Source organism: Algoriphagus confluentis, from assembly GCF_036245625.1.
GTDB lineage: Bacteria > Bacteroidota > Bacteroidia > Cytophagales > Cyclobacteriaceae > Algoriphagus > Algoriphagus confluentis.
Genome location: NZ_BTPD01000001.1, coordinates 288,507 through 300,307, shown reverse-complemented (window position 1 = coordinate 300,307; position 11,801 = coordinate 288,507). Strand labels below are relative to the sequence as shown.

Annotated in this window: 13 protein-coding genes; 9 read left to right on the top strand and 4 right to left on the bottom strand. The window is 43.0% G+C overall.

Going from position 1 to position 11,801, the window contains the following annotated elements; translation table 11 throughout:
• Window positions 1-2: 2 nt before the first annotated feature.
• The gene (locus tag AAA943_RS01355) at window positions 3-1,115 is read left to right on the top strand and encodes a redoxin domain-containing protein (RefSeq protein ID WP_338222443.1); all 1,113 of its coding nucleotides are present in this window, start codon (window positions 3-5) and stop codon (window positions 1,113-1,115) included.
• Window positions 1,116-1,619: 504 nt separating this feature from the next.
• Here the strand turns inward: AAA943_RS01355 and proC are convergent.
• The gene (gene proC, locus AAA943_RS01350) at window positions 1,620-2,420 is read right to left on the bottom strand and encodes a pyrroline-5-carboxylate reductase (protein WP_338222442.1); all 801 of its coding nucleotides are present in this window, start codon (window positions 2,418-2,420) and stop codon (window positions 1,620-1,622) included.
• Window positions 2,421-2,593: 173 nt separating this feature from the next.
• Here proC and AAA943_RS01345 point away from each other — a divergent pair, with 173 nt between their 5' ends.
• From AAA943_RS01345 to rfbB, 6 genes are all read left to right on the top strand, one after another.
• The gene (locus tag AAA943_RS01345) at window positions 2,594-3,016 is read left to right on the top strand and encodes a hypothetical protein (protein WP_338222441.1); all 423 of its coding nucleotides are present in this window, start codon (window positions 2,594-2,596) and stop codon (window positions 3,014-3,016) included.
• A gap of 11 nt (window positions 3,017-3,027) precedes the next feature.
• On the top strand, window positions 3,028-3,483 hold the full coding sequence (locus tag AAA943_RS01340; protein ID WP_338222440.1) for a hypothetical protein: 456 nt from the start codon (window positions 3,028-3,030) through the stop codon (window positions 3,481-3,483).
• Window positions 3,480-3,680 (top strand): helix-turn-helix transcriptional regulator, encoded by a 201-nt coding sequence (locus AAA943_RS01335; RefSeq protein WP_338222439.1) that lies wholly within the window; start codon window positions 3,480-3,482, stop codon window positions 3,678-3,680. The genes AAA943_RS01340 and AAA943_RS01335 overlap by 4 nt, the downstream gene beginning before the upstream one ends.
• A gap of 145 nt (window positions 3,681-3,825) precedes the next feature.
• Window positions 3,826-4,980, top strand: coding sequence for a glycosyltransferase family 4 protein (locus tag AAA943_RS01330; protein ID WP_338222438.1), 1,155 nt, complete (start codon window positions 3,826-3,828; stop codon window positions 4,978-4,980).
• A 51-nt stretch (window positions 4,981-5,031) separates the two neighbouring features.
• On the top strand, window positions 5,032-6,084 hold the full coding sequence (locus tag AAA943_RS01325; protein ID WP_338222437.1) for an NAD-dependent epimerase: 1,053 nt from the start codon (window positions 5,032-5,034) through the stop codon (window positions 6,082-6,084).
• A gap of 6 nt (window positions 6,085-6,090) precedes the next feature.
• Window positions 6,091-7,146 (top strand): dTDP-glucose 4,6-dehydratase, encoded by a 1,056-nt coding sequence (gene rfbB / locus AAA943_RS01320; protein WP_338222436.1) that lies wholly within the window; start codon window positions 6,091-6,093, stop codon window positions 7,144-7,146.
• Between the two features lie 53 nt (window positions 7,147-7,199).
• On the opposite strand, the gene serA is transcribed toward rfbB, so the two are convergent.
• Window positions 7,200-9,092, bottom strand: coding sequence for a phosphoglycerate dehydrogenase (gene serA, locus AAA943_RS01315; RefSeq protein WP_338222435.1), 1,893 nt, complete (start codon window positions 9,090-9,092; stop codon window positions 7,200-7,202).
• A gap of 534 nt (window positions 9,093-9,626) precedes the next feature.
• On the opposite strand from serA, the gene AAA943_RS01310 reads away from it, so the two are divergent.
• Window positions 9,627-10,145, top strand: a complete 519-nt coding sequence (locus AAA943_RS01310; protein WP_338222434.1) for a DUF4920 domain-containing protein — start codon at window positions 9,627-9,629, stop codon at window positions 10,143-10,145.
• Window positions 10,145-10,348 carry a hypothetical protein gene (locus AAA943_RS01305; protein ID WP_338222433.1) on the top strand — a complete coding sequence of 68 codons (204 nt, stop codon included), beginning with the start codon at window positions 10,145-10,147 and terminating at the stop codon, window positions 10,346-10,348. The genes AAA943_RS01310 and AAA943_RS01305 overlap by 1 nt, the downstream gene beginning before the upstream one ends.
• Before the next feature lie 72 nt (window positions 10,349-10,420).
• Here AAA943_RS01305 and AAA943_RS01300 read toward each other — a convergent pair whose 3' ends face one another.
• On the bottom strand, window positions 10,421-11,305 hold the full coding sequence (locus AAA943_RS01300; protein WP_338222432.1) for an HAEPLYID family protein: 885 nt from the start codon (window positions 11,303-11,305) through the stop codon (window positions 10,421-10,423).
• 42 nt (window positions 11,306-11,347) lie between these two features.
• Window positions 11,348-11,749, bottom strand: a complete 402-nt coding sequence (locus AAA943_RS01295; RefSeq protein ID WP_338222431.1) for a hypothetical protein — start codon at window positions 11,747-11,749, stop codon at window positions 11,348-11,350.
• Window positions 11,750-11,801 lie beyond the last annotated feature (52 nt).

Genomic DNA, 11,801 nt, shown 5'->3' with positions numbered 1-11,801 from the left:
CTATGAACAAAATGATGATTGGAATCTGGATGATTGCCTCGCTCTCACTTTTTTCCTGTGGAGGAAGTGAAACAGCCACTGACGGGAAGGTTCAGATTAACGGAAAAATCGGAAATGCACCGGAAGGAATAGTCATTCTTTCCCAGTTTACAGACAGTCGACCCAAGGTATTGGACACCTTGGAGGTCAATGGTCTTGGAGAATTTTCCTATGAGTTGGAAGTCACTACCCCTACTTTCTATGAATTGAACTTGTATGGTCAACGGGTGGTGAGATTAGCGCTTCTTGATGAGGATGTGTCTGTCAGCTACAACTTCAATGAGCCATCCAGTTTGGTGATCGAAGGTTCAAAAGATTCTCAGGAAATGCTGAAAATCGAGACCCTGATGGAAGAGTATCAGCTGGCTGTAAACCAGCTTAACGAGCGGTACTATGAGGCTATGGGAAATAATGATACCGAGGCGATTAAGCAGATTCAGACGGAAGCATTGAAACTGGAATCGGATCAGGCAGAGAAGGTCAAAGCAATGATCAGCAGCATGGGAGACTCCTTTGCCCCCTTGGCAGCAGTGGGGTTGCTTAATCCTAAAAATGATTTTCCTTTCATCGATGAGCTGATCACCAAGTTGGATCAACGCTATCCCGGGACTTCATCCATCATGCAAATGAAGCAGCAACTCGATGAATTGAGAGCCTTGTCTGTCGGACAGCCAGCACCGGAGATTGAGCTTCCCAACCCTGATGGCACTGTGGTGAAACTGTCGGACCTTAGGGGGAAATATGTATTGATTGATTTTTGGGCGGCATGGTGTAAGCCTTGCCGTCAGGAAAATCCTAACGTGGTAAGGCTCTACAATCAATACAAAAACAGGGGCTTTGAAGTATTTGGAGTTTCATTGGATAGAACAAAAGAGGATTGGGTAAAAGCCATCGCTGAGGATCAGCTGACTTGGACTCATGTTTCTGACCTCAAGTATTTCAATTCTGCAGCTGCAGAGACTTATCAGATTCAGGCTATTCCGGCTACTTATATGATCGATCCGGATGGGAAAATCATTGCCAAGGACCTTCGGGGACCTTCTTTAGAGAACAAGCTTGCCGAGCTTTTCGACTAATGTCCGGAATCTATTCAAAAAAAGAGCCTTCTGTTTTTGCAGAAGGCTTTTTTGTTGAGCAGAAGTCCAAAATTAGAAGAAAAGGAGGAGGAAAAAGTACCAAACATTCCTCCCTTTTAAAAGTCGAGTCTCTCAAAAAGGAATAGCAAAAGTTGTTTATCACCCGAGACAAAGCTAATAAAAAGATTCAATTTAAAAACAATTCGATATTTATTCTTTTTCATCCTTCTTTCAATTTTGTAATAATTATTTGCACTATTCGAATATAGGACTTCTGGATTTATCGATTGCAGAGGCCTGGAAGGCGTTCCGTTATTAAATTGTAAAGAAATCGATTTCCTTATTTTTTTATTTCGGACCCCTTTCTTGCCTCATGGAGAAGGGGATAGAATTGGAAAAAAATTCAGGAGACGTCGGAAGGTTTGAAAAAGTCCTTTATCGGGAGGTTGAGAAAAAAAAAAACCGACAGAAACTTGTCGGTAGTGGGCCTGAGATTTTCCCTTGTTATTTCTCTATTTTTTGATAACTGGCAATCACACCCCGAACCATTGCGGAACTGAAGCCCTGATGCTCCATTTCATTGAGTCCAACTATAGTACACCCTTTGGGTGTAGTTACCTTGTCTATCGCTGCTTCGGGATGGATGTTCTTTTGAATCATCAATTCGGCTGCGCCTTTGACGGTTTGGTTCACAATCTGACTGGCTGTATGGGCATCAAATCCAATCTGAATTCCTCCTTGAATCATGGCCCTCATGAATCTCAAAACATAAGCAATTCCACAAGCCCCAAGGACGGTAGCAGCTTCCATTAGGCTCTCATCGATGGTAAGGGTATGTCCGATCGAGTCAAATAGTTCTTTGACCAAACTGATTTGTCCCGGGTTGGCTTTTTGCTGACAGATGCAGGTAATGGATTCCTGGATATCCGCCGCAATATTGGGCATAGCTCGAAAGGTGACGGTTTCAGGATAAAGAACCTGATACATTTCTTCCAAGGTCACTCCTGTAGCCAAAGAGATGATCAACTGCTTTTTAGGGTTTAATACAGGTTGGATTTCCCTAAGGATGGTGGCTACATTGTAAGGTTTGACTCCAAGTAGAATGACATCAGCATACTTTGCAGCCACTTTATTGTCTGAATGTACATGCACACCTTTTGCTTCAAACTCAGCCAGGGCGCTGGTATTTCTTTTGGTCAGGCTTAGATTTTTTGGATCAAAATCCTCCTTCATCAATAAACCATTGGCGATGGAAGTACCCAGGTTGCCACATCCGATGATGGCGATTTTCTGACTGTTTAGCATGGATTTTCTAATTAGAGAAGCTGTCGCTTAAATAAAGGTAAACAAATCGGGCTTTTTTTTGCCAAAATGAAAAAGTATTCTTTTCCTCCTCAAATTCGGAATGAAAAAATTTTGGAAATTTTGTTTGACATAAAGTAAAGTATGTTTTACATTTGGTAAAAAATACTTGACTTATGGAAAATCAAATCTCATTCAAAGTTCCTCTTTTGCCGGAGTCTTGGAAGAAGATCGCATTGGTCTTCTTTCCGCTTCCAATCTTGTTGGTGATCGGTTTGGCTTTTGTCAATCCAAATTGGGATCCCAATGAAGCAGCGCAGTTGATTTATGGGTTTTGGGCGATTGGTTTCGGGATCCTTAATCTGACCAAAGAAAAGATTGAGGATGAAATGATCCGGTCATTTCGTCTTCAGGCTTTTCAGACGGGTTTTTATTGGCTGCTTTGGGGCCTTGCAGCCTTGATGCTGATCAATTATGTCAGATTTGAGCGGTTTACTTCCGAGCTATTTACTGCCTACCTTGTTTTGTTTTTGCTCAATCTGTACATCTATGCGGCTTTTCAGCTTCAGAAGTATCAGGCCAATAAAAAGGAGGATTAAAAGCCACTGCCATGAAACTTTCACCAATCATATTGCCCTCCAGATTTAAGCCCATTGGATGGATTCTGCTAGGGCCATTTGCTTTCTTGACTTATAAGGCAGTATTTCAAAAATTTTCCTTTGAGTGGCTGGATATGGTGACCCAATCCCTTTCTTCAGCCTTTAATTTTGAGGTTAAAAACCTGGTCATGGAATTGGCCTTTTTTGGGCTGTTGATTTCCTTGTTTCTGATTTCTTTTTCAAGAGAAAAGGAGGAAGATGATTTTATCCAAAAAATCAGGCTTGATGGTCTTTTGGTTGCCAGTTATGGCTATTTCTTGATCAATGTGTTGGGCACCTTGATTTTCTTCGGGCTGGACTATTTGCCTTTCATATTTTTCAACCTGATTATCATTCCTGTACTTTTCCTGGTGAGGTTCCATTGGGTCTTGTTGAAAGAGCGAATAAAACCGGACTTGGCCTTATGAAGAATATCCTAAAAATAGAGCGTGCCAGGCAGAATCTGACCCAACAGGATTTGGCGGAAAAAGTTCAGGTCTCAAGGCAAACGATCAATTCCATCGAGGCAGGAAAATATGTTCCTTCGACAGTCCTGGCTTTGAAGATTTCCCGGGTTTTTGGAGTCCCGGTAGAAACTTTATTTGAGTTGGAGGAGGGAGACTAAAAAAAATAAGCTTGCTCTTCCATTTTTGCAGTTCCCAGAAAAACTGCTTCCCTGCTTTTTGGATTTTTCTGGAGATGGATTCAATTATTGAGGAATACGACTCGTTAAAAACCTTACCTTTGCCACCCAAGAATCTGCTTTTTTGATGCCAAAACTGATCCGAATCACCACAGTTCCCATTTCTCTTAAACTTCTTATTGCAGGTCAGCTGAAGTTTATGAAAGAAAAAGGATGGGAAGTGATTATGGTCAGTGCCGATGGGAGGGAAGTTGCCCAAGTGATCAAAAATGAAGGCGTCCGGCATGAGGTGATCCCTTTTTCCAGAAAAATCACTCCCGTCCAAGATCTCAAGTGCATTGCCCTGTTGGTTAAACTTTTCAAGCGAGAGAAGCCGGATATTGTGCATACGCATACGCCTAAGGCAGGATTGCTGGGAATGATTGCTGCAAACCTCGCCGGAGTAAAAATCCGGATTCACACCCTGGCAGGAATCCCGGCCATGGTAGCTGAAGGAAGTAAGAAAGGGCTTCTGGAACATGCCGAAAAATGGACCTATTCCAATGCTTCGGAAGTTTGGCCCAATTCACAGGGACTCCTGGATTTTGTACTACAGTCAGGGTTATGTCCGGCTTCCAAGCTTAAATTGATCGGAAGAGGATCTTCCAATGGAATTGATCTGGAGAAATTCAATCGAGAAAATCTAAAGGAAAACCATTTGGTAGCCGCTACGATGAGGATTTTGCCGGGAGATCAGGATTTTATAATTCTCGCAGTAGGCAGGCTGGTCAGAGACAAAGGGATTGAAGAATTAGTGGATGCATTTTTGGGGTCGAAGATCGTCAACCGATCCAAGTTGGTGCTTTTGGGCTCCTTTGAGCAAGAGTTGAATCCACTTTCTTCTGCCACCATACAGACGATTCAGGATCATCCGAGAATCGTCCAAATCGACTGGACAGATCATGTATCTCATTATCTGGCTCTTGCTGATGTATTGGTGCATCCTTCACACCGGGAGGGTTTTCCCAATGTACTTTTGGAAGCTGGAGCGATGCAGGTTCCCGTGATCTGTTCCGACATCATTGGCAATCGGGATTTGATTTCCCAGCAAAAGACAGGACTTATTTTCCCGGTCAGGGATGCTCAGGTATTAAAGGAGGCTTTGGAGTTTGCTTTTGTCAAGCGGGAAAAAATGACGGAATATGCCAATAATCTTTACCTGGAAGTGGTTCAGAACTTCGAAAGGAAGCGCATGCATGAGCGGATTTTTAATGAATACCAAAGGCTGATTGAGCAGGCTTAAACGAGAGAATAGCTTATCTTTGAAGATCAATCACACACAATACTTTTCTTTATGAAGTACCTAGTGACCGGCACCGCCGGATTTATTGGATTTCATGTTGTTCAGAAACTGATAGAAAGAGGAGAAGAGGTAGTCGGCTTGGATGTCATCAATGATTACTACGATATCAATCTTAAGTTTTCCCGACTGGAACATCATGGTATAGCCAAGGAAAATATCGAGACTGGAGTTTTAATTTCCTCCTCCAAGCATCCCAATTACCGTTTTTTGAAACTGGACCTGATTGATAAGGATTCTCTTATGGGTTTGTTTGAGCGGGAGAGATTTGATGTGGTTATTAATTTAGCTGCTCAGGCTGGAGTGAGATATTCTCTTACTCATCCTGAAGTATATGTGCATAGCAATATCACCGGATTCCTTAATATTTTGGAGGCTTGCCGTTTTTATCCGGTCAAGCATTTGGTTTATGCCTCTTCCAGTTCAGTCTATGGAGCTAATGAAAAAATGCCTTTTTCTACTTCAGACTCTGTGGATCATCCGATTTCACTCTACGCGGCATCCAAAAAGTCCAATGAATTGATGGCGCATACTTACAGCCATTTGTTTGGAATACCCACGACAGGATTACGGTTTTTCACCGTTTATGGTCCTTGGGGAAGACCTGATATGGCTCTTTTCCTTTTCACTGAGGCCATTCTAAAAGGAGAACCTATTCAAGTCTTCAATTACGGGCAGATGAAGAGAGATTTCACTTACATAGACGATATAGTAGAAGGTATTCTGAAGGTTGCCGATCGTCCTGCAAGTCCCAATCCTAATTTTGACTCTCAAAATCCTGATCCAGGGAGCAGTAAAGTGCCCTATAAAATATACAATATCGGAAACTCCTCCCCGGTTCTCTTGATGGACTACATCCATGCGGTAGAAAAGGGCTTGGGGAAAGAGGCCAAAATGGATCTATTGCCCTTGCAGCCCGGAGATGTGCCTGCATCCCATGCTGATGTGGAGGATCTGGTCCGAGACACTGGTTACAAACCTGCTACTCCAATCGAAGAAGGAGTGAAAGCCTTTACAGACTGGTATTTGAGCTATTACAAGAAATAAACAACTATGTCAAAATCAATTCTGATTACGGGAGGGGCCGGATTTATCGGTAGCCATGTGGTGAAACTTTTTGTTGAAAACTATCCTAAATACAGGATTGTCAACCTAGATGCCTTGACTTATGCAGGTAATCTGGAAAACCTCAAAGAGGTCCAATTCGAGCCCAATTACTTTTTTGAAAAAGCAGATATTCAGGATGCGGAGGCCTTGGAAGCGGTCTTTGAAAAACATCAAATCACTGATGTGATTCACCTTGCAGCAGAATCCCATGTAGATCGCTCGATTTCTGATCCTTTGGCTTTTGTGAAGACCAATGTCTTTGGAACTGTGAATCTCCTCAATTCAGCCAAAAAAGCATGGGCAGGAGAATTGGAGCAGCACCTGTTTTATCATGTTTCCACGGATGAAGTTTACGGTTCACTTCATGATGGAGGCTTCTTTTTGGAAACGACTCCCTACGATCCCCAATCGCCTTATTCTGCTTCCAAGGCAGCTTCCGATCATTTTGTACGTGCCTATGCCAATACCTACAAAATGAAAACCGTGGTGTCCAATTGCTCTAACAACTACGGACCCAATCATTTCCCTGAAAAGTTGATTCCGCTCTGCATCAATAATATCAAGAATATGAAACCGCTTCCAGTCTATGGAAAAGGGGAAAATGTTCGGGATTGGCTGTTTGTCAAAGATCATGCACGGGCCATTGACACGGTTTTCCATAAAGGGAAAGCAGGGGAAACCTACAATATCGGTGGCTTCAATGAATGGAAAAATATCGATATCGTCCGATTGCTTTGCAAAAAGATGGATGAGAAGCTAGGCCGTGAACCCGGAACTTCCCAAAGGCTAATCACCTTCGTCCAAGACCGTGCAGGCCATGACCTTCGCTATGCCATCGATGCGAGCAAAATCCAACAAGAACTGGGTTGGGAGCCAAGTTTGCAGTTTGAAGAAGGTATTGATTTCACCATTGATTGGTACCTCTCCAATCAGGATTGGCTCGATCATGTGACAAGCGGATCGTATCAGGATTATTATAAAGAGCTCTACGAAAACAGGTAAAATCAAAAGCCCCGAGGAATTTCTCAGGGCTTTCTTTTTGTTGGGTATTGATCTCAATAGAGTGTCCTGAACCGAATGGTTCCCGGGATACTTTTCAAAGCTTCGATCGCATCTTCCTCATAGGCTTTATCGATATCCGTGATCACGTATCCTATTTTTTCATTGGTCTTCAGATACTGACCCACAATGTTGATGTTGTAGTTGGCCAAAACCTGATTGATTTTTGCCAAGACTCCGGGTTCATTGTGATGCAAATGGATCAATCGGTGAGCATTTTTCAGGAATGGCAACTGGATATTCGGGAAATTGACCGAGTTGAAAGTATTGCCTGTATTAATGTACTCCATGATTTTGCCGGGAACAAACCGGGCAATATTTTCCTGAGCCTCCAAAGTAGACCCTCCGATATGGGGGGTCAGGATGGTGTTGGGCAGACCGATCAATTCAGACTCAAAAGGCTCCTTGTTGTTTTTTGGTTCTTCGGGAAATACATCCACCGCACACCCTGCCAAATGTCCGGAGAGCATAGCATCCCGAAGTGCAGGAATATCCACCACATGCCCGCGGCTGAGATTGACCAGAATGGCTCCTGGCTTCATTTTTCGGATTTTCTCAGCGTCTATCAGGCACTTATTTTCCTTCCTTCCGTCTACATGGAGGGAAATCATGTCACAGGTTTCCAAAAGCTCATCCAAGGAATTCATTTTGGTGGCATTGCCTAGGGCCAGCTTTTCTACCACATCGTAGTAGAATACATTCATGCCCATGTTTTCTGCAAGGACAGACAGCTGAGCACCGATATTTCCATAGCCTACGATTCCCAGCTTTTTGCCCCGTATTTCAAAAGATCCGGAAGCAGATTTGTCCCATTTCCCTTGGTGCATTCCTATGGATTTGTCATGAAATCTCCTCATGAGGAAAATGATCTCAGCAATAGCCATTTCCACTACAGATCGGGTGTTGGAAAAAGGAGCATTGAATACCGCCACACCTTTTCTCTGGCATTCTTCCAGATCGATCTGATTGGTGCCGATACAGAAAGCTCCTACTGCCAAAAGGCGGTTGGCATTGTCCAGAACCTTTTTTGTCACATTGGTTTTGGATCGAATCCCCAAAATGGAGACGTTTTTGATTTTTTCGCAGAGCTCATCCTCGCTCATCGCTCCAGTGGCCACTTCGACTTGGTAGCCTTCTTCTTTGAGTAGGTCCACAGCGATTGGGTGTACATTCTCGAGGAGAAGTACTTTGATTCGGCTTTTTGGGTAAGAAAACTTGGTGTTCAATTTATTGATGTATAAGATTTCGTCAAAACTCGGGGCAATATGGTCTGCTTGGCTGGTGACTTTGGGTCGGTGGACATTTTCCGTAAAGGCGTAGAATTTATTGGCCAATCCCGAAGCCTTGATTTCATAATCGGTATACCCGTCACCAATGACGTAAATATCCCCTTCCAGATTTACATTTCTTATGGTTTCGGATTTGCCGTTATTTTGAGAAAGAGGATTGTTTCGATTAAAATCGATGATGTTCCCTTTTTCGTCATAGACAAAATCGTTGGCAAATACATTTTCCTTTTTGATTCCGAATTCAGTCACGATAGGGATAATAAAATCCTTAAAGCCATTCGAAACGATAAATACATCTTTTGCATTTTCCTCAAGCCATTCTTTGTTCCGCTCAAAGGATTTGGAGACTTTTTTCTTAAGGGCTTGGATTAGCAGGTCAATTTGCGACTTGTTGGCCTTAAGGATTTCCAGTCGCTGCTCTAGACTTTCCCGAAAAGTGACCGACCCTTCCATTCCCCGGTCTGTAATCTCTTTGATGGCTTGGAGTTTTTGGGGCTTCTCAGGATCGCCTTCTAGGGAGATTTCCCCGAGAATATCCAAGGCTTCCACTCGGGTAAAGGTACTGTCAAAATCGATGATGAACTTTTTGGTTTGAGGCATAGGTGCTGGGTATTCACGTAATTGAGGAGGTAAAATTAAGGGATTGTCAAAAATTGTAGGGGATTATTGACATTTTTGTTCGAAAAGATTTTCCTCAATTGAAATTTGTTAAAATATTCCGGGTTTCCTGTTTTTTCAATCGATTTCATCCCTTTGGTTCATGAATTCTTGCTAATGGACAGGAAGCCCAAACGGGTCGAAAAGCACTTCTCTTTTAAATTCAAATGACTCGTTTCAACTGAATGGGGATATCCCGGGGTGGTGACACGCTTTTCTTCTTTTCAGGAAAAAATCAACCAACGGTCCCTTTTGGGGAGGCGAAGAAGAAGCGAGGCAAAGACAACCCGGCTACATCCGAAGTTTTTAAGATCCATTCTTTTCCGTCAACAGTTTTTTCGCGGGGTGCTTTTGCCTTATTTTTGGGAAAATAGTCTTGCTCTTGTAGATCAACTCTCCACAATACTGGGGAATCATCTCGAAGACAAGTCTATTCTCGAGTGTTCAATCTTGAAATCAATACCTATCCATCGCGCAATGAAAAAATCCTTCCTTCTTTCTCTGGTAGTCTTGTCTTGGACGACCTTTTCCTGCCAAAAAGCATCAGAAACATCCGCTGAATCCACCACCTACGAAGTAGTGGGGGAGGCAGAGGTGGTACCCGGAAATTACGGGGACCTTTTGGACTCCAAAGAGATCCGTACGACCACAGAAATGGTGTCTCTGGTCCAATCCAATGGAACTTTTGAAGGTAAAATATCCGGAGAAATAAAAGAAGTATGTACCAAAAAGGGCTGCTGGTTTGCCATGGACCTTCCCAATGGGGAATCCATGCGGGTCACATTCAAGGATTATGGATTTTTTATCCCCACCAATTCTCAGGGTTTTCCGATCGTGATGGAAGGCAAAGCTATTCTGACCGAAACAGATGTAGAGACTCTTAGGCATTTTGCAGAAGATCAAGGAAAAACCAAAGAGGAAGTAGAGGCCATCACTGAGCCTAAGAGAGAGATTACTTTTGAGGCCACAGGAGTGGTGATTAAAGCAAAAGCGTGATGCCAATCGCTTTGGATAATCTCCGGGTGGGAAGGACTTACCTCCTTATCAATCAGGGAGAGAAGAGGAAGTTGGAAATAGTCTCCAGGATATCAGGTGAAAATTTCCGGGTCAAAGACCTGGATACCTTGGAATATTATACCCTCGAAGAACTATTGCAGTGGGGAAAAGGCAAAGATTATGACTTGGAAGAACTGAGATAGCTCAAGACGATAGCATAGGCTTTTGAGACCAATAAAAAGGGGCAGCATCCGTCGTGATCTGCCCCTTTTCGATTAATGAATCGCTTTGAAACCCGGTTCGTAGATGATCCGGACAAAGGAACCCAAGCCTGCATCCGGCTGGCCAATCGGGATAGCAGAAACAATCCCGACCATCAGGTTTTCGGCCAATCCCAATCTCATTTGGGGACGAAGCGTGGTCCAGATTTTATCCCCTTCCAGTTCCTGATTGATCTCCATCCCGATGAAGTTTCTTGTGCCAGTGACCATGTAGTGGAAGTTCCAGTTGATCTGATACCCAAAGTTTGCTTTTTTATCAAACTCCTTTTCAATCACCGGGCCGGTGTAAATCAGCGTATGATAATTGGTGTTCCACCGTTTGGCAGCCACAAAAAAGGGATTATAGATATTTCCTTTGAAGGTTTGTCCTTTTCCCAGTTTGTTAAGGTCTACCAATTCGAATTCATGGATATATCCTAAGGCTAGGGATATGTTGCTTTTTTCAGAGACCAAAAAGGTATACTGAGTAGCAAGTTTTAAGGATTCCAAGCGATTGGCAGGAATGGTGCCTTCCCGATTCCCGTTTCGAAAGGAATACATACTCAAAGGAAGCTCTACCTCCAAGCCCAATCGGTCAATAGGCGCCCATTCGTATTCAATCAAAGCCTCAAACTCATCGTACCGCCGCATATCCTGCATACCCATCCCGATGTTCCATTCTTTTTCGCCTTTTCTAGCACCCAAATCCCGAATCAAGTCGATGTATAAGGGTTCGGCATGTAAGACTTTTGGTTTTTGGTTGGAGCGGGGTTTCTCTACTTCATCAATAAATAAGCTGTCCTTGTATTCCCGGGTAAGCTTGAGTGTATCGCCCTCCTGTTGGGAAAAGACCAAATGAGAAAACAGCCCAAAAAGGACCATAATCAAGAATTTTTTCATGGTATTTGAAATTAGTTGAGTTGGTTGAAAAAAAGCGGGAACTCAACTCAAATCAGGAGGTGAAAAAGGTTTGGGAAGTGAACTTGAAATCAAAGTTTCCTGATCAAAATGGTGTTTTTTCTTGTATGGTAGACTGGAAAAGTGCAAAGAAACCAGCTCCAAAGGAACCCCCCAAACTTTCCCTTTTTTGGGAGATTTGTCTTCCTGTTCGGTTCCATTATCTGGGATGACATCACAATCCCCGTTCAATGCCCATTCATAGACAAGCTCTCCTAAGGTGTCAATCGGGTCTTGAAGATCCAGATTTTCAGGGTGGGAAATCTGTGACTCTTGAAAATTGACTGAGAGATTAATGAAATTGAGTAAAACCAACCAAAAGAAAGCCTTGCAAAGGGAATTGCCTTTGATGCGGGACATGACTGAATAGGATGGTTTGGGATTCATGGTTCAAAGCTAAAAAGGGAATTTCCAATCCGGTAATTTTTTAATAATAATT

Bases quoted from the DNA above. Each gene is read 5' to 3' on its own strand.
- AAA943_RS01355 (WP_338222443.1), top strand. From the start codon at position 3: ATGAACAAAATGATGATTGGAATCTGGATGATTGCCTCGCTCTCACTT.
- proC (WP_338222442.1), bottom strand. From the start codon at position 2,420: ATGCTAAACAGTCAGAAAATCGCCATCATCGGATGTGGCAACCTGGGT.
- AAA943_RS01345 (WP_338222441.1), top strand. From the start codon at position 2,594: ATGGAAAATCAAATCTCATTCAAAGTTCCTCTTTTGCCGGAGTCTTGG.
- AAA943_RS01340 (WP_338222440.1), top strand. From the start codon at position 3,028: ATGAAACTTTCACCAATCATATTGCCCTCCAGATTTAAGCCCATTGGA.
- AAA943_RS01335 (WP_338222439.1), top strand. From the start codon at position 3,480: ATGAAGAATATCCTAAAAATAGAGCGTGCCAGGCAGAATCTGACCCAA.
- AAA943_RS01330 (WP_338222438.1), top strand. From the start codon at position 3,826: ATGCCAAAACTGATCCGAATCACCACAGTTCCCATTTCTCTTAAACTT.
- AAA943_RS01325 (WP_338222437.1), top strand. From the start codon at position 5,032: ATGAAGTACCTAGTGACCGGCACCGCCGGATTTATTGGATTTCATGTT.
- rfbB (WP_338222436.1), top strand. From the start codon at position 6,091: ATGTCAAAATCAATTCTGATTACGGGAGGGGCCGGATTTATCGGTAGC.
- serA (WP_338222435.1), bottom strand. From the start codon at position 9,092: ATGCCTCAAACCAAAAAGTTCATCATCGATTTTGACAGTACCTTTACC.
- AAA943_RS01310 (WP_338222434.1), top strand. From the start codon at position 9,627: ATGAAAAAATCCTTCCTTCTTTCTCTGGTAGTCTTGTCTTGGACGACC.
- AAA943_RS01305 (WP_338222433.1), top strand. From the start codon at position 10,145: ATGCCAATCGCTTTGGATAATCTCCGGGTGGGAAGGACTTACCTCCTT.
- AAA943_RS01300 (WP_338222432.1), bottom strand. From the start codon at position 11,305: ATGAAAAAATTCTTGATTATGGTCCTTTTTGGGCTGTTTTCTCATTTG.
- AAA943_RS01295 (WP_338222431.1), bottom strand. From the start codon at position 11,749: ATGAATCCCAAACCATCCTATTCAGTCATGTCCCGCATCAAAGGCAAT.